Here is a 20,528-nt window from a genome sequence, read left to right on the forward strand (position 1 = left end):
CGGCGGCTACTTCTCCGCGGACTCCGCGATGCGCAGGTCGAGGGGCACGTCGATGGGGAACGAGCCGAAGAGCCTCGTCGTGGCCGTGGCCGCGGCCTCCCGCACGGCCGCAGCCGCTTCCTCCGCGTGCTCGAGCGGAACGTGAAGGATCACCTCGTCGTGCAGGAAGAACGCCAGATGCGCCGAGCGCGCGAACGGTCCGGAGGCCGCAGCCTCGGCGAACACCTCAGGTATCTGCTGCAGACGATGCCGGATCTCCGCGAGCCAGATCAGCGACCACTCCGCCGCAGTCCCCTGCACCACGAAGTTGCGAGTGAACCGCCCCCAATCGCGTGCGCGACGCCGTGCGAGTGCGACGACCGTCGGATCGGCGTCCGCATCGGTGGCCTCCGCCTGCAGTCGCATCCACTCCGTCGAGGGTCGCGGCGATGACCGACCGAGCCAGGTCGAGACGATGCCGCCGTCCTCCCCCGTGCGCGCCGCGGCATCCACGAGCGCCATCGCCCGCGGGTACACCTTGCGCAGACGCGGGACCAGTCGGCCGCTGTCGCCCGTCGTGGCGCCGTACATGGCTCCGAGAACCGCGTACTTCGCCTCCTCCCGAGTGGAGACGGCTCCTGACGCGACGACGCCCGCGTAGAGGTCGCTGCCCCGCGCCGCGCGGGCCATCGCCTCGTCGGAGGCCATCGCGGCGAGCATCCGCGGCTCGAGCTGTGCGACATCCGCCACGATCAGCGTCCACCCGGGGTCGGCTCGGACCGCGGGGCGCAGACTGCGTGGGAGCTGAAGGGCGCCTCCCCCTGCGGACGCCCATCGACCGGTGACGACACCGCCCGGGATGTAGACCGGACGGAACCGACCCTCATGCACCCACTCCGTCAACCATGCCCATCCGTTGGCGCTGAGCAACCGGGAGAGCTTCTTATAGGCGAGAAGGGGCTCGACGACCGGATGCTCGTGTTGGGCGAGCTCCCATCGGCTCGTCGACTCCACCTGCACCCCGACGCGGTGCAGCGCCCTGAGCAGCTTCTGCTGGCTGTCGAGGTGCAGCGAGGGGTCGCCGAGGAGCGCGCGCACACGATCGCCCAGCTCGACCATGCGGCTCGGTGTTCCACCGGCGACGGGACGGGTGCCGAGGCTGTCGGTCAGGATGGCGTCGTGCACGCCCTCATCCCAGGGCAGACCCGCGACCCGCATCTCCTCCGCGATGAGTCCGCCCGCCGACTCCGCCGCGCACAACAGTGTGAGGCGTCCGTCCGGTGCCGCAGCGATCACCCTCCGCTGCGCGCGGTACTGATCGAGCGTCGCCGCGATCGCGTCGTCTCCACCCACGTCGTCGAACACGTCGAACAGCGATGGCGCCGCTGCGGTCGGCTCGCGCCTTCCCCACTCCGGCGAGGCCGGCAGCTGGTGCTCCACTGACGCCGTGTCGCGCAGGATGGCATGACACAGCACCAGATCGTGGCTGCGGGTGAGCCGCACTCCGTGGTCGAGCAGAAAGGCATAGGTCTCGGCGGCGCTGCGCATGATCCAGCGCGGAGCATCCGAGTCGTCGACGGAGCGCACCCATTCGGCAAGCTCAGCGGCGCGCAGAGGAGTGCGATTCAGCTCCGCGTCGTCGCCGTCGAGCTCGACGGCGACATACTCCTGCGCGCCCACGGAGATGAGCGCGATGCGTCTTTCGACACCTGCCGCCGGCGCCGTCATCGCCGACGCGCGCGGGCGCGACTCATGCGAGTCCTGACTCCTCGGTGCGCACCAGGATGCACCCGCATTCGGGGCAGCACACCACGAGGTCATCCGCCGCTCGCCTGATGTCGTTCAGGTCCGTGCTGGGGAGCAGGATGCGGCATCCCTCGCAGGTGCCGCGGGTCAGCAGGGCGGCCCCCGCGCTGTTCTTCGCCCGACGGTCGTACTCCGCTAGCAGTGCCGGCGACACCGCTTCCGCGACAGCCGCACGATCGCGGGCGAGCTGTGCGCCGAGATCGGTGGCTGCCGCCACGTCTGCCTTCGCCTGCGCGGTGAGCGTGGACCCCTCAGCGGTCGTCGTGTCGAGGAGAGCCTGCTGTGCGGCGACGGCGGCTTCGGCTTCTTCGAGACGGCCCATGACGTCGAGCTCGGCGTCTTCCAGGTCGCTCTGTCGGCGGGCGAGGCTCGCGAGTTCGTGCTCGAGCGCCTGCGCGTCCTTCGGGTTCGTCGACGCGGCCAGTCGCTCGGCGTCACGGTTGCGGCGCGCCTCGACGACGGCGACGTCGGATTCCAGGCGCCTCAGCTCGGTGCGCACGTCATCCCGGGTACCCGCGAGTGCGGTGAGCTCGCGGAGCTGGTCCTGACGGATCGCCACCAGTTCGCTGATCCGCGCCGCCTGACTGGGCTTGGTCCTGGCGCGCTCGGCCTGCGCGATGCGCCGGTCGAGGTCGGCGATGTCGAGCAGGGTGCGCTGGTTCTCGGGGCTGGCGTTCACGCTTTCAAATCTAGTCGCTGTCGCGGCATCCGCCCATCAGTACAGGTCGCCGTCGAGGTAGTACCAGTGTCGGCCGTCGCGGAGGAAGCGGCTCCGCTCGTGGAGCGACCCTCTCGTGGCGCCCTGCCGCCAGACCGCCTCGAACTCGACGACACCTTCCCTGTCGAACGGTCCCCCGGCCACGCGATCGATCACGAGCAGGCGCCGCCAACGCAGGTCCAGCTCGAACTCGATGGTCTCCGGTCGGGTCGACGGATGCCACGTGCGCAGGAGGTGCGACTGGTCCTGCAGAGAGAAAGCGGTGTACCGCGAACGCATCAGGCGCTCGGCCGTCGGTGCCGGCGCTCCGTCGATGATCGGCCCGCAGCATCGGCCGAACACGTCGCCGGACGAGCAGGGGCAGCGATCGCTCTCGTCGATCACGACGTCATCCGACGCCATCTCCACCTCCGATGTCATGCCCTCAGCGTACGCTCGACGAAAAGGCCAGAAGGAGCACCGTGACCACTCAGCCCGTCGTCCCCTCGTTCACCGCCCACAACGGGTTCGCCCTCCCGGCGATCGGCCTGGGCACCTATGCCCTCAACGGAGATGCCGGGGCAGAATCCGTCAGCGCAGGCATCGGCGCCGGGTACCGGCTCGTCGACACGGCGTTCAACTATGAGAACGAGGGATCGGTCGGCCGCGGGGTGGCCGCTTCCGGCGTGGCGCGCACCGACGTGATCGTGACCACGAAGCTCCCCGGACGGCACCACCCCTCGGCGAAGGCGCGCACCAGCATCGAGGAGAGCCGCTCCCGCCTCGGGGTCGACGTGACCGATCTGCACCTCATCCACTGGCCGAACCCCATCCAGGACGAGTATGTGCAGGCCTGGAGCGCACTCGTGGACGCGCAGGCCAGAGGCGTCGTCCGTCAGATCGGTGTCTCCAACTTCCTCCCGGAGCACCTCGAGCGCATCGAGCACGAGACCGGCGTCAGGCCCGTGGTCAATCAGATCGAGGTGCACCCCTACTTCCCGCAGGACGAGCAGCTGGCATACCACCGCGAGCACGGCATCCTCACCGAGGCGTGGAGCCCGTTGGGGCGAGCGAAGGAGCTCTTCGACGAGCCGGTGATCAACGAGATCGCATCGTCCAGGGGCATCACCACCGCGCAGACGGTATTGGCATGGCATGTGGCCCGTGGCACCGTGTCCATCCCGAAGGCGTCGTCACTCGACCACCAGGTGACGAACCTCGCCGCCGCGGAGATCGTGCTGGACGACGCGGAGGTCGCGGCGATCACAGCGCTCGGCCGACCCGACGGACGCCTGTTCGACGCAGATCCCCGCACCCACGAAGAGTCCTGACGACCGCTGGTCAGACGTTCTGCGTGCCCAGAACCCGCAGGAACTCCAGCTTGCTCGCCGACTCGCTTCCCGGCGCTGCCGTGAGCACGATGAGCGCCTGCGACTCGTCCTCGGTGAAGAGCGCCTGACAGTCGACCTCGATCTCCCCCAGCTCGGGATGCACCATCACCTTGTGCTGCTCGAAGCGTCGACTCACCTCGTGCGCATCCCACAGCTCCACGAACTCCGGGCTGCGCGCTGTCAGCTCCGCGACCATGTCGCCCGCCCTGGACCGAGCGCCCATCACCCCGTATGCGGCGCGCAGCGAGCCCACGAGTGCACGGGCCTGTCGCGGATGATCGGCTTCCGGGTAGCGGAGCCGTTCGGTGTCGGGGTGGGCGAACCAGCGGTAGATGCCGCTCCGGTCGAGTCCGGTGAGAGAGGTCGCGTCGCCGATCAGCGGACGGGATGCGTCGTTCTGCACGAGCACCTCATCGAGCAACGAGACGACGAACGCGGGGGTGTCGTGCAGCCGGTCGAGCACGCGGAGGATGCCCGGCCGCACATACTCCGCGAGGCGGGCACGGTCCGGAGCACTGTGTCCGCAGAGGCGGAAGAGGTAGTCCCGCTCGTCTTCGGTCAGCCGCAGGGCCCGAGCCAGAGAGGTGAGGATCTGCACACTCGGCTGGGGACCCCTTCGCTGTTCCAGACGCGTGTAGTAGTCCGTCGACATCGTCGCCAGGTGCGCCACCTCTTCTCGGCGCAGGCCCGCTGTGCGGCGCCGCGGTCCGGTCGAAAGTCCGACGTCGGCCGGGCTCAGCGCTTCGCGTCGACGGAGGAGGAATTCGGCCAGTGCATCGCGGTCCACCCCAGAAGTATCCCCCGCTGCCGGCTCGCGTTCCAGGGATCGCCCGTCCCTGGATGACCGCTCTCTGGAGCAGCGTCCGCGCGAGGTCGAGTGTGGGGACATGAACATCAGCGGAAACACCATCTTCATCCCCGGTGCGACGAGCGGCATCGGTCTCGCCCTGGCGTTGCGGCTACAGGAACGAGGGAACACCGTGATCGTCGGAGGGCGCCGTGAAGACCGTCTCGCGGCGATCGCGGACGGGCATCCCGAGATCCACACCGTGCGGATCGACACGACCGAGACGAGCAGCATCGACGACGCGGCCGCCACTGTGCTCGCCGCGCACCCCGGTCTCAACGTGCTCATCACGATGGCGGGCGTCATGCGGGCCGAGGACTGGAGCACGCCATCGGGCTTCCTCCCCATTGCGGAGGAGACGGTCGTCACCAACATCCTCGGACCCATCCGCCTCATCGAGCACCTCCGCGCGCAGGAGGAAGCGACGATCATGACGGTTTCCTCCGGACTCGCGTTCGCCCCACTCCGGGTGACACCCACCTACAACGCCAGCAAGGCCGCGATCCATATGCTCAGCGAGTCCCTGCGCCTGCAGCTCGCGGGAAGCAGCGTGTCGGTGCTCGAGCTCGAACCTCCGGCCGTGCGCACGGCGCTGATGCCGGGTCACGAGGACAACGAGTCCGCCATGCCGCTCGACGAGTTCATCGACGAGGTCATGGCGTTGATCGAATCACAGCCCGACGCCACGGAGATCCAGGTCGAGCGGGTGAAGTTCCTCCGCTCCGGCGAAGCCCGTGGCGACTACGAACAGGTCGTCGCCACGCTGAACCGCACCGACCCGCACGGCCGGTGATCCGTTGCGGGGTGTCGGCTCGGCACCGGCACTCCGCTCACGGACGCAGGGATGCCGCCGCAGCCGTCAGCGCGTCGGCGGACTGACGCAGCGACGCCAGCTCGCCGTCGGAGAACGACGTGTTCCGGATCGGCACGGCGCCGGTCGCGCTCACGATCGACGGCACCGAGAGTGCGACGCCGTCGATGCCGTGGAAGTCGCGCAGCACGGTACTCACCGGCATCACGGCATGCTCGTCGCTCAGGATCGCTTCGACGATGCGTGCACTCGACAGCCCGATGGCGTAGTTGGTCGCGCCCTTGCCCAGGATCACCTTGTACGCGGCATCACGCACGTCGACGGCGATCTCCTGCAGCTCGTCGAGGGTGAAACGCGGGTGTCCCGGTGTCTCCCACTCGAGGATCGGCACCGTGCCGATGGTCGCACGAGACCAGAGCGGGAACTCGGTGTCGCCGTGCTCGCCGATGATGTGCGCGTGGACGCTGGCGGTCGAGACTCCGGCGCGCTGTCCGAGCTTCCAGCGCAGCCTGGACGTATCGAGCACGGTTCCCGAGGCGAAGATGCGCTCGGGAGGAAGGCCGGTCTCCTCCTGCGCGATGACCGTCAGCACATCGCAGGGGTTCGTGACGATGACGTAGATCGCGTTCGGGGCGACCTCCAGCAGATCGGGCATCATGCCGCGGATGATGCCCGCGTTGACCTCGGCGAGCTCGATGCGGGTCTGTCCCGGCTTCTGCTTCGCGCCGGCTGTGATCACGACGACGTGCGAACCCGCCGCCACGGAGATGTCACTGCCGCCGATGATGTCGCTCGAGCCGGTGAACTGCGTGCCGTGCGCGAGGTCGAGCACCTCGGCCTCGACCTTTTCGGTCGCGATGTCGTAGAGCGCCACATGCCGGGCGGATCCCCTGATCAGTGCCGCGTAGGCGACACTCGATCCCACACTTCCCGCGCCGACGACCGTGAGCTTCGAGTTCTCGATGATCTCCATGCGCTCAGTCTCGCAGTGGAACGTGCCGATGCGGGAGGGCTGTCGCCGGAACAATGCTCCCGAACGTCAGAGCGCGGCGGCCACTGCCTCGGCGGCGGTCGGATGCGCGAACTGGAAGCCCGACCTCTCCAGCACCTGCGGACGCACATCCGCATCCGGCAGCAGCAGAGAGTCGGCGGCATCGCCCAGTGCGAGTCGGAGGGCCCACGCGGGAGCGGGGAGCCAGAACGGCCGGTGCATCCGCTGGGCGAGAGCGCGGCCGATATCGTTCGCCGATGCGGGAGTGGGCCCCGCGAGGTTGACCGGCCCGGAGATCTTGGCGTCGAGGACGTGACGGATCGCGCCGACCTCGTCCTCGAGCGAGATCCAGGGCCAGATCTGCGTGCCGTGCCCGAGCGGGCCGGAGACTCCGAACCGGGTCAGCTGGAGGAGTGGTTTGAGCACTCCTCGCCGGTGGATGACCGGGGCGGTGCGCAGCAGCGCGACTCTGGTGTGGTCTTCCGCACGTCGGGCTTCGGCCTCCCACCGCACCGTCAGATCCGCCAGGAACGTCTGCCCCGCGGCGGAGTCCTCCGTGAGGATCTCACCGGGCGCGGAGCCGTAATAGCCGACGGCGGACGCGGATACGAGGGCCGGCGCATCGGAGCGCAGCGCCCGAAGCGCGGTCGTCAACGTCCGGGTCGCCTGCAGCCGTGAGTCGACCAGCTGACGACGATAGCCCCGGGTCCAGGGAAGTCGGCCGACGCTGGCACCCCCGAGCGCGACCACGGCGTCGGCGCCTGCCAGGATCTCAGGGTCGAGCGCGCTCTCCCCCGGCTCCCACTGGACCTCGTCCTCGGATCGCGGCACACGGCGGACCAGGGTGGTGACCTCGATCCCGTCGGTGCGCAGCGATGCGACCAGAGCGGAACCGATCAGGCCAGAGGCCCCGCTGATGACGATGCGTCCCGCCATGTGTGAAAGCTCCCCGCTGTCGTTCCTCGAGTCCTACCGTGCGGTACAGCGTACGCGCCGGGCGACATCGATCACGCGGGTCTTGCCTCGGCGACCCAGACACGGTAGGGCCGGTCCGGTCATGAAGAGCACCTGTAGTGCGTCACGATGACGCCGTTGCGCAGAGGTTCCGCCGAGACCAGTTCGAGCTTCCGCGTCTCGGACGACCGCGTCTCGGACGATCGCTCCTGGAACAGGGTCGGACCATGACCTGCGATGCGGGGATGGATGAGGAACCGATACTCGTCGATCAGATCGAGCCTGTCGAGTTCGGCTGCGAGGGCACCGCTGCCGAGGAGGACGCCCTCCGGTGTCTCGTCCTTGAGCCGCTGCACGCTCTCTCGCAGGTCTCCGGTGAGCCGATGGGTGTTCGTCCACGGGAACTCGTGTCGCGTGGACGACACCACGTACTTGGGTTTGGCCTCGAGTGCGAGCGCCCACTCCCGCAGCGCCGGCGGCGCCTCCACCTCGCCGCGAGCGACCGCGGGCCAGGCGTCCTCCATCATCTCGTAGGTCGTGCGGCCCCAGAGCATGGCGCCGGAATCCTCCAGCAACCGCGTGAAGTAGGCATGGGTCTCGTCATCGGCGATCCCCTCCTGATGGTCGACGCAGCCGTCGAGAGTGAGGTTGAGGCTGAAGGTCAGTAGTCCCATGCGGGGAGCCTAGAACTGCGGCGAGGCGACCGCCAGAGGTCGTGCGGAGGCCACGCGCCACCGGACCCCCCTCCTCCCGATAGGGTCACGAACATGGGTTTCTCGGCGCTCGGGCTCGCGCTGAGCCTCGCCGTGTTCGCGCCCACCCTGCTGTTGGTATGGTTCCCGGCTCGACCGGCGATCGAGAAGGTCGTCGTCCCGCGGGGCGTCGAAGTCCTCGAACGTTCGGGACAGGCGCTCTGCGTGACGGTGCCGGTGATCACGGAGGGTGCGCGGGTGCTCTGGTGGTGGTCGATCCCGGTGGGGCTGTTCATCGTGGCGTACTGGGCTCTGTGGGCACGATTCCTGGTGACGGGTCGACGACGCACGTCGCTGTTCGCTCCAGTCCTCGGCGTTCCCGTGCCGATGGCGCTGTTTCCGGTCGGCGCATTCCTCGCCGGCGCCGCATGGCTCCAGAATCCCTGGATCGCGATCGCGGCGGCCGTCCTCGCCGCCGGGCACATCCCGAGCTCGCTGATCGCTGCGAAATCCCGGTAGAGCCCGCCGCTCTCCACGGGGAGCGTCTTGTGGTGGGCCCTGCCGGGATCGAACCGACGACATCCACGGTGTAAACGTGGCGCTCTACCAGCTGAGCTAAAGGCCCTGGTGCGCTCAGTCTATCGGGCGCACGGTGCGCACCCGTGTCGTGGAAGAGGGATAGGCTGAACCCGGCGCGCGTTGTGCACAGCTGACAAGGCTGCCCGTGTCGCTTCCCGTTTCCTTGGCATGACCTGCCAGCTTGACGAAAGGTTCCCCCGTGACCGTGCACGACCAGGATCCGTACTCCCAGGGTCCCCAGGACAGCGACCCGGAAGAGACGGGCGAATGGCAGCAGTCGCTCGATGAGCTGGTTGACGCCAAGGGCCACGGACGTGGCCGCGAGATCATGCTCAGCCTGCTCAAGCGCTCCAAGGAGCTGCACCTGGGCGTGCCGATGGTCCCGACCACCGACTACATCAACACCATCGCTCCGGAGAACGAGCCGGAGTTCCCGGGCGACGAAGAGGTCGAGCGCCGTTACCGCGCGTGGATCCGCTGGAACGCCGCGATCACGGTGCACCGCGCGCAGCGCCCCGGCATCGGCGTCGGCGGTCACATCTCCACCTACGCGTCCTCGGCGGCGCTCTATGAGGTGGGCTTCAACCACTTCTTCAAGGGCGCGGACAACCCCGGCGGCGCAGACCAGATCTTCATTCAGGGCCACGCCTCCCCCGGCACCTACGCCCGGTCATACCTCGAAGGACGTCTGACCGAAGACCAGCTCGACGGGTTCCGTCAGGAGAAGTCGCACGCGCCGAACGGCATCCCGTCGTACCCGCACCCGCGTCTGATGCCGGAGTACTGGCAGTTCCCGACGGTGTCGATGGGTCTCGGCCCGATCAACGCCATCTACCAGGCGATGTCGAACAAGTACCTCGAGAACCGCGGCATCAAGGACACGTCCCAGTCGCACGTCTGGGCGTTCCTCGGCGACGGCGAGATGGACGAGGTCGAGAGCCGCGGACAGCTGCAGGTCGCCGCGAACGAAGGCCTCGACAACCTCACCTTCGTCGTGAACTGCAACCTGCAGCGCCTCGACGGCCCGGTGCGTGGCAACGGCAAGATCGTCCAGGAGCTCGAGTCGTTCTTCCGCGGAGCGGGCTGGAACGTCATCAAGGTGGTCTGGGGCCGCGAGTGGGACGACCTGCTCGCCCGCGACACCGAGGGCGCGCTGCTCAACCTCATGAATGTCACCCCCGACGGCGATTACCAGACGTACAAGGCCGAGTCCGGTGCGTACATCCGCGAGCACTTCTTCGGCCGCGACGAGCGTGCCGCTGCTCTCGTCAAGGACTACTCCGACGACGACATCTGGAACCTCAAGCGCGGTGGCCACGACTACCGCAAGGTCTACGCCGCGTTCAAGGCCGCGACCGAGCACAAGGGCAAGCCCACCGTCATCCTCGCGAAGACCGTCAAGGGCTACGGCCTCGGACCGCACTTCGAGGGCCGCAACGCGACCCACCAGATGAAGAAGATGACGCTGGACAACCTCAAGACGTTCCGCGACGCCATGCACATCCCGATCACGGATGCGCAGCTCGAGGAGAACCCGTACCTGCCCCCGTACTACAACCCGGGACCCCAGGACGAGACGATCCAGTACATGCTCGAGCGTCGCAACGCGCTCGGTGGGTTCCTCCCGGAGCGCCGGTCGACCCACGTCGGCCTCTCGCTTCCGGACGACGCGGCGTACGCCCTGCCCAAGAAGGGCTCCGGCACGCAGGAGATCGCCACCACCATGGCGTTCGTCCGTCTGCTGAAGGACCTGCTGCGCTCGAAGGAGTTCGGCCACCGCATCGTGCCGATCATCCCCGACGAGGCACGCACGTTCGGCATGGACGCCTACTTCCCGTCGGCGAAGATCTACAACCCGAACGGTCAGCATTACACCTCGGTCGACCGGGAGCTCCTCCTCGCCTACAAGGAGAGCCCGCAGGGTCAGATCGTGCACGTCGGCATCAACGAGGCGGGCGCCCTCGCCGCCTTCACCGCGGCGGGCACGTCCTACGCCACGCACGGCGAGCCGCTGATCCCGGTCTACATCTTCTACTCGATGTTCGGCTTCCAGCGCACGGGCGACGCCCAGTGGGCAGCCGGTGACCAGATGGCCCGCGGATTCATCATGGGCGCCACGGCCGGTCGCACCACCCTCACGGGTGAGGGGCTCCAGCACGCCGACGGCCACTCGCACCTGCTCGCCGCCACCAACCCGGCGACGATCTCGTACGACCCGGCCTACGGCTACGAGATCGCGCACATCGTGCGTTCCGGTCTCGAGCGCATGTACGGCGGACAGCACGAGGACCCGAACGTGATGTACTACATCACGCTCTACAACGAGCCTCTCGTGATGCCGGCCGAGCCGGAGGATGTGGACGTCGACGGCATCGTCCGCGGTATCCACCGCGTCTCCGTCGGCGAGGGCGAGGGACACCGCGCGCAGCTGTTCGCGTCCGGCGTCGGACTCCCCTGGGCCCTCGAAGCGCAGGAGCTGCTGAAGAACGACTGGGGTGTGATCGCCGACGTCTGGTCGGTCACCTCGTGGACCGAGCTGCGCCGCGACGGCCTCGCCGCCGACGAGCACAACTTCCTCCACCCCGAGGCTGAGCCGCGCACTGCGTACCTCACCCAGAAGCTCCAGGGCGCAGAGGGACCGGTCGTCGCCGTCAGCGACTTCATGCACGCCGTGCAGGACCAGATCCGTCCGTGGGTCCCGAACCGCTTCGCCACACTGGGCGCTGACGGCTTCGGCTTCTCGGACACCCGGGCCGCCGCACGACGGTTCTTCAAGATCGACGGACCGTCGATCGTGGTCCGCACGCTGCAGTCGCTCGCCGAGGACGGCAAGGTCGACCGTTCGCTCGCGGCGCAGGCGATCGAGAAGTACCGTCTGCACGATGTGAACGCCGGAACCAGCGGCAACGCGGGCGGCGAAAGCTGAGCCCTCGGTGACAGGTTCTTCTCCCTCCGGCATGGACAAGGCCGCGACCCTCACCTGGCTGCGCCGGATCTCCGGTGACATCGCCTCGGTGACGATCAAGCGCCTGGAGGACACCCTCCCGTGGTACGCCGACATGCCACCAGCCCGCCGCTCTGCGGTCGGGCTGGTGGCCCAGGCGGGCATCACCTCGTTCATCCAGTGGTACGAAGACCCCACCTCCACGCCGTGGATCGCCGCCGACATCTTCGCGGCGGCCCCGCGTGAGCTGCTGCGCAGCGTGAGCCTCCAGCAGACTCTGCAGCTCATCCGCGTGACCGTCGAGGTCACGGAGGAACGTGTCGCCGGACGAGGCGACGACCTGCGCGAAGCGATCCTGCTCTACTCCCGCGATGTGGCCTTCGCCGCCGCCGATGTGTACGCCAGGGCCGCCGAGGCCCGCGGACTCTGGGATGCGCGGCTGGAAGCCCTCGTCGTCGATTCGATCCTCACCGGTGAAGCCGACGAGGAGCTGCCGAGCCGGATCGCCGCCCTCGGGTGGCACGGCCATGGCGAGGTGGCCGTGCTCGTGGGCACGACGCCCGCGCAGTTCGACGTCGACCTGGTCCGCCGCACCGCACGTAAGCTCGCGGTCGACGTGCTCATCGGCGTCCAGGGTTCCCGGCTCGTGCTGGTCCTGGGACGCGCTCGCGTCGAGGGGCAGGACGGCGAAGAGGAAGAGCTCGGATTCCGGGAGATCGCCTCGCGCCTCGAGCCCTCGTTCGGTCCTGGCTACGTCGTGCTCGGGCCGGAGGTCGCCGCGCTCGTCGATGCGAGCCAGAGTGCCCGTGCCGCTCTCGCGGGTTTCGCGGTCGCCCGCGCATGGCGAGGTGCTCCTCGTCCGGTCGAAGCCGACGATCTGCTGCCCGAGCGAGCCCTCGCCGGCGACCCGCTCGCCAAGCAGACGCTCATCGAACGTATCTTCCGCCCGTTGCAGGCCCACTCGACCGACCTGGTCACCACGCTGTGGAGCTATCTCGACAACGGGCGCTCCCTCGAGGCCACGGCACGCGAGCTCTTCGTGCATCCCAACACCGTGCGATACCGCCTGAAGCGCGTCAGCGAGGTGATCGGCTGGGATGCCACCGGACCCCGCGAGGCCCTCATCCTGCAGACCGCGCTGATCCTCGGCTCGATCGGCGCCGCAGATCAGGTCCGTCGACGCGCACCGCTTCGCCGCCCCCCGCGCTGAGTCGGCTTTCTGTACGCCACACACAAGGGTTTTTCGGAATCTTGTGATGGATCATCCACCGCTTCGCCCCGATCGTTGGCAGACTGGGTGGGTGATTGTCGTCGTATGCCCCGGACAGGGCTCGCAGACCCCCGGTTTCCTCGCCCCCTGGCTCGAGCTCGACGGAGTGGCCGACCGCCTCGCCGCGTACTCGGACGCCGCGGGGGTCGACCTGATCGAACACGGCACGGCGTCGGACGCCGACACGATCCGGGACACGCGCGTCGCGCAGCCCCTGATCGTCGCCGCGTCGCTGATCGCCGGTGACGCCCTGACGCAGCGAGCCGGACGCCGTGCCGACGGCATCGCCGGGCACTCGGTCGGTGAGATCGCCGCGCTCGTCGGCAGCAACGTGATCGATGCCGACACCGGGATGCGCCTCGTAGGCATCCGCGGGCGGGCGATGGCCGATGCCGCAGCCCAGGAGCAGACGGGGATGAGCGCCGTGCTCGGCGGCGACGAGGAGACTCTCCTCGCCCGTCTCGCCGAGCTCGACCTCTCCCCCGCGAACTACAACGGCGGCGGCCAGATCGTCGTCGCCGGTGCGCTCCCGGCTCTCGCCGCGCTTGCGGAGGAGCCGCTCAAGGGTACCCGCGTGGTCCCGCTGCAGGTCGCCGGGGCGTTCCACACGAAGTACATGACCTCCGCCGTCGCAGTCCTCCGTGACGCCGTCGCCGACGTCACGCCTGTGGACCCCGACATCACGCTGTGGACCAACCGTGACGGCTCCGTCGTCACCGAAGGCACGCAGGCACTGAGCTTCCTCGTCGACCAGGTGTCGTCGCCCGTGCGCTGGGACCTCTGCATGCAGTCGTTCGCCGAGGCGGGTGTCACCGGTGTGATCGAGCTGGCTCCGGCAGGTGCGCTCGTCGGCCTCGCCAAGCGCGGCCTCCGTGGCGTGCCGACCGTTGCCGTGAAGACCCCCGAAGACCTTGACGCAGCCGTCGCGCTGCTGAACGGAGAAGCCGCATGAGCGTCACCCTCGCCCAGAACACCGGGCCCGCGTACACGCGCATCTACTCCTACGGTGCCGCGCGCGGTGAGAACGCCGTGCCCAACGAAGACCTGATCGGCCCGATCGACTCGAGTGACGAGTGGATCCGCCAGCGCACCGGAATCGTGACCCGTGCCCGCGCCGACAAGGGCACGGACGCGATCGACCTGGCGACCACGGCGGCCGCCGAGGCGATCGAGAAGTCGGGCATCCCGGCCGACCAGGTCGACCTGGTGATCGTGGCGACCATCAGCAACCCCAAGCAGACCCCCTCGGTGTCGGCGATCGTGGCCGACCGCGTCGGAGCCAATCCCGCTGCCGCGTACGACATCAACGCCGCCTGCGCCGGATACGCCTACGCGATCGCCCAGGCCGACGCGCTGATCAAGGCGGGCGCGGCCCGGTACGCGCTGGTCATCGGCACCGAGAAGCTGTCCGACGTCGTCGACCCGACCGACCGCAGCATCTCGTTCCTCCTCGGCGACGGCGCGGGTGCCGCGTTGATCGGTCCGAGCGACACCCCCGGTATCGCTCCTGCGGTCTGGGGATCCGACGGCTCGAAGGCCGACGCCGTGGGGATGAACGGCACGCTCACGGACTTCCGCGACGGCGTGGTCCCGTGGCCGACGCTGCGCCAGGAAGGTCCGACGGTCTTCCGCTGGGCGGTCTGGGAGATGGCGAAGGTCGCGCGTGAGGCGCTCGACAAGGCGGGAGTGGAGCCGGCCGACATCGCCGCCTTCATCCCCCACCAGGCCAACATGCGGATCATCGACGAGTTCGCGAAGCAGCTGAAGCTGCCGGAGACCACGGTGATCGCACGCGACATCGAGACGACGGGTAACACCTCGGCCGCATCCATCCCCCTGGCCAGCCACCGCCTGATGACCGAGCACCCCGAGCTCTCCGGCGGGCTCGCGCTGCAGATCGGATTCGGTGCGGGACTCGTGTTCGCCGCACAGGTCGTCGTCCTTCCCTGAGAATGCGCTGACTTTCCCTAGACTGTTCCACGGTTCCGAAAACAACCCGCAAGAAAGAGGAAGACCACATGGCTTTCACCAACGACGAGGTCCTCGCTGGCCTCGCAGAGCTCATCACCGACGAGACCGGCATCAACGCTTCCGAGGTCGCCCTCGAGAAGTCGTTCACGGATGACCTCGACATCGACTCCATCTCGATGATGACGATCGTCGTCAACGCCGAGGAGAAGTTCGGCGTCACCATCCCCGACGACGAGGTCAAGAACCTCAAGACCGTCGGCGACGCCGTCAACTTCATCGTCGCGGGCCAGGAGTAATCCCGGCAGGATGCCACCCCCGCGCCTCGCGGGGAGTGGCATCCTCCGACCTGCCCTCCCACCCGTTCGACTTCGTTTCGACAAGGAACCACACCCCATGACCAAGCGCATCGTCGTCACCGGCATCGGCGCCACCTCCGCCATCGGCGGCACGGCCCCGGAGAACTGGACGAACCTGCTGGCCGGTATGTCCGGCACCCGCACGCTCGAACACGACTGGGTGCAGCAGTACGAGCTGCCCGTCACCTTCGCCGCCGAGGCGATCGTCCGCCCGGAAGAGGTCCTCCCCCGCCACGAGGCCAAGCGCCTCGACCCCTCGTCGCAGTTCGCGTTGATCGCGGCGCGCGAAGCCTGGGAAGACGCGGGTTCGCCCGAGGTCGCTCCCGAACGGCTCGGCGTCGACTTCGCCACCGGCATCGGCGGGCTCTGGACGCTTCTCGACGCATGGGACACCCTGCGCGAGAAGGGACCCCGTCGGGTCATGCCGCTCACGGTCCCTATGCTCATGCCGAACGCCGCTGCGGGAAACCTGTCGCTGCAGTTCCATGCACGCGCCTACGCGCAGACCGTGGTCAGCGCCTGCGCGTCCAGCACCGAGTCGATCATCCACGCTCTCCACCACCTGCAGGAGGGCCTCGCAGACGTCGTGATCGCCGGTGGTACCGAGTCGGCGATCCACCCCATCACGATGGCCTCCTTCGCCTCGGCGCAGGCGCTGTCGCGTCGCAACGACGACCCCGCTCACGCCTCCCGCCCCGGAGCGATCGACCGCGACGGATTCGTCATGGGCGAGGGCGCAGCCGCACTCATCCTCGAGACCGAGGAGCACGCCAAGGCACGCGGCGCCAAGATCTACGGATACGTGCTCGGCGGTGGAGTCACGGCCGACGCCTATCACATCACCGGCAACGACCCCGAGGGCAACGGTGCGGCACGAGCCGTGACACAGGCTCTCGAAGAAGCCGGCGTCTCGGCCGACCAGGTCACGCACATCAACGCACACGCGACGTCGACCCCTGTGGGCGATCCCAACGAGTACGTCGCGCTCAAGAAGGTCTTCGGCGAACGGATCGACGAGATCCCGGTGTCTGCGACGAAGGCCTCGACGGGACATCTGCTCGGCGGCACCGGCGCGCTCGAGGCGATCTTCTCGCTCCTCGCCCTGCGCGACCGCGTGGCACCTCCGACGATCAACATGACGGAGCCGGACCCCGCGGTCCCGTTCCGCCTCTCGGGCGAACCCACGCCGCTCGGCGACGGCCCGCAGATCGCGATCAGCAACTCGTTCGGCTTCGGTGGACACAACGCTGTCCTCGTGCTCGCCAGCGCCGACTGATACGCCTCGATGAAGACCGGCCCTCGGGATTCCGAGGGCCGCTCTTCGCGTCTGCAGGAGGATCACACGGATGCATGAGCATCCGCCGGCACCCGGTCATGCCAGCGGGCGCAGCTCATGCATCTGCGTACTGATCCGTCAGGCGGAGCGGAGGCTCCCGAGTCGCTGCGAGCGGGACTCGCGCATCCGGGTGATGCGCGGGAGGAACCAGCCGATCAGAGGGCCGACGCCGAAGGCGAAGAGCACGGTGCCGACACCGACGGGGCCGCCGAGGAGGAAGCCGACGAGCAGCACGCTCCCCTCGATCAACGTGCGCACCAGCCACACCGCCCAGCCGGTTCGACGCACGAGACCTGTCATCAGCCCGTCACGAGGTCCGGGGCCGAAGTCTGCGGCGATGTAGAGTCCGGTCGCGAACGCCAGCAGAAGCAGCCCGAAGACGAACATCGGAGCACCGATCCACACCGACGAAGGTGTCGGGATCAGAGCGAGCGCGAGGTCGGCGCTGGGTCCGACGAGCAGGGCGTTCAACACGGTGCCGAGCCCTACGCGTTGGCGCAGCGGGATCCACAGCAAGAGGACGACGATCGACACGAGCACGGTCATGACGCCGTACCCGAGTCCGGTCTGCCCGGCGAGTCCGAGGGCGAGCACATCCCAGGGCGCGACGCCGATGCCTCCGCGCACCATGAACCCCAGTGCGACACCGTAGAGGAACAGTCCGACGAGCAGCTGCCCGAGCCGCTCGACGAGGTCCCGTCGACTGCTGGCGGTGATGGGGAGGAGCACGGAACGGAGGAGCATTCCTCCACTCTGACCCGTGCTCCGTGGTCGGCGCCGAATCCACTCATCACAAAGTGGCCTGCATGCATCAGGCCACTTTGCGCCATGCTGGAGACATGGGATCACGACTCGTGGCACAGCTCGGCGCGCAGAACGTCGCAGGGTCTACGGCGACAGCACTCGCCGACCGCATCAGGGCGCTGATCCTCGACGGCCGCCTCACGGTCGGTGAGCGTCTGCCCAGCGAACGGGCCCTCGCCCTCGAACTGCGCCGGTCACGCTCGACGATCACTCGGGCGTACGGGGTCCTCGAGGCCGACGGATACGTCTCCCGTCTGCATGGCGGAAGCACACGCGTGACGCTTCCCCACGGACACGCGGCCCCCGGCGCCGATGCCGACGACGATGCCATCGACCTGTCCATCGCCTCCATGGACTCCACCCCGGGGCTCTACGACGCCACCGTGCGATCCCTTCCCCGCCTCGCGGCGCTCCGCGGCACGAGCGGGTACTCGCTCCGCGGCCTTCCGGAACTGCGCGAAGCCGTCGCGCAGCGCTTCCGTGACCGAGGAGCCCCCACCTCGGCGGATGAGATCATCATCACATCGGGGGCGCTGAACGCGGTGAACCTGATCCTCACAGCGCTCGGCCGACGCGGTGAGCGAGCCCTGGTCGAACAGCCCACGTTCCCGCACGCACTCGAGGCGCTGCACCGGCACGGCTACCGCCCCTATCCCACGCCGGTGGACGTCGACGGCTGGGACACTCGACACCTGAACGAGACGCTGCTCGGCGCGCGGCCCCACGTCGCCTACCTCATCCCCGACTTCCACAATCCCACCGGTGCCACCCTGCCCGATGACGAGAGGGCGCGCATCGCGACGACCGCTCGCAACGTGGGCACGCACCTCATCGTCGATGAGACCACGACTGAACTCGACATCGACCGCGGCTGGACTCCGACTCCGATGGCAGCCGCAGGGCCGAACGTGATCACCGTCGGGTCGATGTCGAAGATCGCCTGGGGAGGCATGCGCATCGGCTGGATCCGCGCCGAGCGGTCCGTGAGCGCCCGCCTGCTGGCCGTACGGCCTTCGTTCGAGCTCGGCACGGCGTTGCTCGAGCAGTGCATCGCCGTCGAACTGCTCAGCGACATGCCTGCGCTCAGTTCTCACGTCCGCGGCCGACTGCACGAAGGGCGCTCTGCCGTCCAAGCAGGGATCGATGCCATCTCCGGCTTCCGGATGCCGACGACTCCCGGAGGACTGTCCGCCTGGGTGGACATCGGTGCGCCCCTGTCCACGGCTCTCTCCCTCGCCGCCCGCGAGCACCAGCTCATCCTCCCGCCCGGCCCGCGCTTCACGACCGGCGGCGTCCTCGAGCGTCGACTCCGCATCCCGATCACCCTCACGCCGGAGCGGACCGCGGAGGCGATGCGGCGCCTCTCCTCGGCATGGGACGAGGTGCGCGGCGGCGGCCCATCCGTGTCGGGTGCGCTGCAGCACGCGGCCGTGATCTGAGGAGGACGACGAAGACCCCACCTCGTTCCCGAGGCGGGGTCTTCGTCGTGCGGAGCGGGGATACGTCTTCTCAGCGTCCGGGATCACTCACCGGCATCCGATACTCACGCCTCCCCCGTCCCGGTCTGTGTGGCCGGCTCAACCGACCTTGTGCAGCCAGACGACTCTGGCGTCGTCGCTGGCATGACGGAAGGGTTCCAATTCCTCGTCCCAGGCCGAGCCGAGGGCGATGTCGAGTTCGCGCTGCAACTCGACGGCGCTCCCGGCGGCGATCTCCATCGCGTAGCGGATTCGATCTTCACCGATCACGATGTTCCCTGCGGCATCGGTCTGGGCATAGTGGATGCCGAGATCGGGCGTGTGCAACCACCGGCCGCCGTCGCTGCGCGGAGTGGGGTCTTCGGTCACCTCGAAGCGGAGGTGCTCCCAGCCGCGGATCGACGTCGCGAGAGCGGCGCCCGTGCCGACGGGACCGTCCCAGTAGAACTCCGCCCGCCGGGCACCATCGAGAACAGGCTGCTCGGTCCAGTCGAAGTTCACCGCACGCCCGATAGCGCGACCCACCGCCCATTCGAGGTGCGGGCAGAGCGCGCGAGGCGCAGAGTGGATGAACACCACTCCGCGTGCGTAAGCCGTCGCCATGATCTCTCCGTTTCATCAGGTGCGTCTTCCCCAACGACCTGAACCACGAAGTGGCGAGAATATGCGGTTGTGCGCCCATTCTCGCCGAGATCCCCGGAAATCACAAGCATGTCATTCGCGCGACGAAGGCCCCGGTCGCGCGGACCGGGGCCTTCGTCGTGTTTCGACGGTCGCGATGGACCGTCAGTGCGTGGAGAGGGTCACGCCTCGCTCATGGCCTGCTTGACCTGCTGGCCCTTCGCCGCGTAGTAGGCCGCACGAGCAGCGTCCTTGCGCGCCTGCTCGGCGTACCCGAACTCGAGCGTCTCCTGGTCGACCTCGTAGTTGGGCACGTCGTCGGTGCCGTGGTACTTCTCGATGTAGGCGTCGAGCTCGGGCCCCGAGGTCCACGACGTGATGAGGCAGTAGCGCGGCTCGGTGCCGTTGTGGGTGGCCGCATGCCACAGGCGCTGGGTGTCGACGATGAGCTGCGCGCCCGCGGGGAGGGCGATGCGGTACTCGATGCTCGGGTCGGTGCGGTTCTCACGCAGGACGAAGTAGCTGTCCTTGTCGTCCGTGAGGTTGAAGAAACCACGGACGACCCAGCCGGTGCCATCGGGGTTGAGGCGGTTGTTGTCGTCCTGGTGCAGGTTGTAGAGGCAGTCACCGTACGGGGTCGGCTGCAGCTCGATGACACGGCATCGACCCACGTTCGCACCCGGCTCCTGAGCGCGACGCGTCAGGTTCGGGGCCTTCTCGGTCTGGGAGTCGATCCAGACGCCGTCCTTGTCGGTGCGCGGCGGCTTGTGGTTCCAGAAACCGTTGCACTCGATGTCGCCGAAGGCACTGGCGAGCGGGGCGAAGCGGGTGTCGCCCGACGACTTCCAGTCGTTGTACTCGATGTCGAGCCATTCCTTGGGGTCGAGCTCCTGGTTGTAGCTGTCGAGGACGACGAAGCCCTTTTCCTCGAGCGCCGCAGACTTGATGTAACCCATGATCGAGTCATGTTCCTTTCATCGGGGGCCAGCACGTTTTAACAG

20 protein-coding genes and 1 tRNA gene are annotated in these 20,528 nt (G+C 68.3%); 10 read left to right on the forward strand and 11 right to left on the reverse strand.

Features of this window, described 5'->3' with window-relative positions; translation table 11 throughout:
• Positions 1-6: 6 nt before the first annotated feature.
• From RN51_RS14870 to RN51_RS14880, 3 genes are read right to left on the reverse strand one after another with little or no spacing between them, the layout of a single operon-like run.
• Complete coding sequence (locus RN51_RS14870) at positions 7-1,707, reverse strand: bifunctional 3'-5' exonuclease/DNA polymerase (RefSeq protein WP_045264826.1); 1,701 nt, start codon at positions 1,705-1,707, stop codon at positions 7-9.
• 22 nt (positions 1,708-1,729) lie between these two features.
• Positions 1,730-2,464: a zinc ribbon domain-containing protein gene (locus tag RN51_RS14875; protein WP_045264827.1), complete on the reverse strand. Its 735-nt coding sequence runs from the start codon at positions 2,462-2,464 to the stop codon at positions 1,730-1,732.
• A gap of 36 nt (positions 2,465-2,500) precedes the next feature.
• Complete coding sequence (locus RN51_RS14880; protein WP_045264828.1) at positions 2,501-2,923, reverse strand: YchJ family protein; 423 nt, start codon at positions 2,921-2,923, stop codon at positions 2,501-2,503.
• A gap of 41 nt (positions 2,924-2,964) precedes the next feature.
• Between RN51_RS14880 and RN51_RS14885 the strand changes: the two genes are divergently transcribed.
• Positions 2,965-3,813 carry an aldo/keto reductase gene (locus RN51_RS14885; RefSeq protein WP_045264829.1) on the forward strand — a complete coding sequence of 283 codons (849 nt, stop codon included), beginning with the start codon at positions 2,965-2,967 and terminating at the stop codon, positions 3,811-3,813.
• Positions 3,814-3,823: 10 nt separating this feature from the next.
• Here the strand turns inward: RN51_RS14885 and RN51_RS14890 are convergent, their stop codons facing one another.
• On the reverse strand, positions 3,824-4,660 hold the full coding sequence (locus RN51_RS14890) for a helix-turn-helix transcriptional regulator (RefSeq protein WP_045264830.1): 837 nt from the start codon (positions 4,658-4,660) through the stop codon (positions 3,824-3,826).
• A 100-nt stretch (positions 4,661-4,760) separates the two neighbouring features.
• On the opposite strand from RN51_RS14890, the gene RN51_RS14895 reads away from it, so the two are divergent.
• Complete coding sequence (locus tag RN51_RS14895; RefSeq protein WP_045264831.1) at positions 4,761-5,513, forward strand: SDR family oxidoreductase; 753 nt, start codon at positions 4,761-4,763, stop codon at positions 5,511-5,513.
• A gap of 37 nt (positions 5,514-5,550) precedes the next feature.
• Here the strand turns inward: RN51_RS14895 and RN51_RS14900 are convergent, their stop codons facing one another.
• The 3 genes from RN51_RS14900 to RN51_RS14910 all read right to left on the reverse strand — a co-directional run bounded on the left by RN51_RS14900 (position 5,551) and on the right by RN51_RS14910 (position 8,150).
• Positions 5,551-6,504 (reverse strand): L-lactate dehydrogenase, encoded by a 954-nt coding sequence (locus tag RN51_RS14900; RefSeq protein ID WP_045264832.1) that lies wholly within the window; start codon positions 6,502-6,504, stop codon positions 5,551-5,553.
• Positions 6,505-6,570: 66 nt separating this feature from the next.
• Positions 6,571-7,458, reverse strand: a complete 888-nt coding sequence (locus RN51_RS14905) for a TIGR01777 family oxidoreductase (protein ID WP_045264833.1) — start codon at positions 7,456-7,458, stop codon at positions 6,571-6,573.
• 119 nt (positions 7,459-7,577) lie between these two features.
• Positions 7,578-8,150 (reverse strand): dihydrofolate reductase family protein, encoded by a 573-nt coding sequence (locus tag RN51_RS14910; protein WP_045264834.1) that lies wholly within the window; start codon positions 8,148-8,150, stop codon positions 7,578-7,580.
• A gap of 93 nt (positions 8,151-8,243) precedes the next feature.
• Here RN51_RS14910 and RN51_RS14915 point away from each other — a divergent pair, with 93 nt between their 5' ends.
• The gene (locus tag RN51_RS14915) at positions 8,244-8,687 is read left to right on the forward strand and encodes a hypothetical protein (protein ID WP_045264835.1); all 444 of its coding nucleotides are present in this window, start codon (positions 8,244-8,246) and stop codon (positions 8,685-8,687) included.
• A gap of 30 nt (positions 8,688-8,717) precedes the next feature.
• On the opposite strand, the gene RN51_RS14920 is transcribed toward RN51_RS14915, so the two are convergent.
• A tRNA-Val gene (locus tag RN51_RS14920) sits at positions 8,718-8,793 on the reverse strand.
• Positions 8,794-8,946: 153 nt separating this feature from the next.
• On the opposite strand from RN51_RS14920, the gene aceE reads away from it, so the two are divergent.
• The 6 genes from aceE to RN51_RS14950 all read left to right on the forward strand — a co-directional run bounded on the left by aceE (position 8,947) and on the right by RN51_RS14950 (position 16,564).
• Positions 8,947-11,673, forward strand: a complete 2,727-nt coding sequence (aceE, locus tag RN51_RS14925; RefSeq protein ID WP_045264836.1) for a pyruvate dehydrogenase (acetyl-transferring), homodimeric type — start codon at positions 8,947-8,949, stop codon at positions 11,671-11,673.
• Positions 11,674-11,704: 31 nt separating this feature from the next.
• Positions 11,705-12,901 (forward strand): PucR family transcriptional regulator, encoded by a 1,197-nt coding sequence (locus RN51_RS14930; RefSeq protein WP_045264837.1) that lies wholly within the window; start codon positions 11,705-11,707, stop codon positions 12,899-12,901.
• Between the two features lie 91 nt (positions 12,902-12,992).
• Positions 12,993-13,913, forward strand: coding sequence for an ACP S-malonyltransferase (locus RN51_RS14935; RefSeq protein WP_045264926.1), 921 nt, complete (start codon positions 12,993-12,995; stop codon positions 13,911-13,913).
• Entirely contained in the window at positions 13,910-14,911 is a 1,002-nt protein-coding gene (locus RN51_RS14940; protein WP_045264838.1) for a beta-ketoacyl-ACP synthase III, read from the forward strand. Before RN51_RS14935 ends, RN51_RS14940 begins: the two co-directional genes overlap by 4 nt.
• Before the next feature lie 68 nt (positions 14,912-14,979).
• Positions 14,980-15,228, forward strand: coding sequence for an acyl carrier protein (locus RN51_RS14945; RefSeq protein ID WP_017202249.1), 249 nt, complete (start codon positions 14,980-14,982; stop codon positions 15,226-15,228).
• Between the two features lie 97 nt (positions 15,229-15,325).
• A complete protein-coding gene (locus tag RN51_RS14950) occupies positions 15,326-16,564 on the forward strand; it encodes a beta-ketoacyl-[acyl-carrier-protein] synthase family protein (RefSeq protein ID WP_045264839.1) in 1,239 nt (412 codons plus the stop codon).
• 138 nt (positions 16,565-16,702) lie between these two features.
• Here the strand turns inward: RN51_RS14950 and RN51_RS14955 are convergent, their stop codons facing one another.
• Positions 16,703-17,368 carry a YczE/YyaS/YitT family protein gene (locus tag RN51_RS14955; RefSeq protein ID WP_045264840.1) on the reverse strand — a complete coding sequence of 222 codons (666 nt, stop codon included), beginning with the start codon at positions 17,366-17,368 and terminating at the stop codon, positions 16,703-16,705.
• A gap of 95 nt (positions 17,369-17,463) precedes the next feature.
• Here RN51_RS14955 and RN51_RS14960 point away from each other — a divergent pair, with 95 nt between their 5' ends.
• Positions 17,464-18,867 carry a PLP-dependent aminotransferase family protein gene (locus RN51_RS14960; protein WP_045264841.1) on the forward strand — a complete coding sequence of 468 codons (1,404 nt, stop codon included), beginning with the start codon at positions 17,464-17,466 and terminating at the stop codon, positions 18,865-18,867.
• A 138-nt stretch (positions 18,868-19,005) separates the two neighbouring features.
• On the opposite strand, the gene RN51_RS14965 is transcribed toward RN51_RS14960, so the two are convergent.
• Entirely contained in the window at positions 19,006-19,509 is a 504-nt protein-coding gene (locus RN51_RS14965; protein WP_017830431.1) for a DUF3145 domain-containing protein, read from the reverse strand.
• Positions 19,510-19,709: 200 nt separating this feature from the next.
• Positions 19,710-20,483 carry a hypothetical protein gene (locus RN51_RS14970; RefSeq protein WP_021200730.1) on the reverse strand — a complete coding sequence of 258 codons (774 nt, stop codon included), beginning with the start codon at positions 20,481-20,483 and terminating at the stop codon, positions 19,710-19,712.
• Positions 20,484-20,528: the final 45 nt, after the last annotated feature.

Source organism: Microbacterium oxydans (assembly GCF_000956405.1).
In the GTDB taxonomy this organism is placed as follows: domain Bacteria; phylum Actinomycetota; class Actinomycetes; order Actinomycetales; family Microbacteriaceae; genus Microbacterium; species Microbacterium oxydans_C.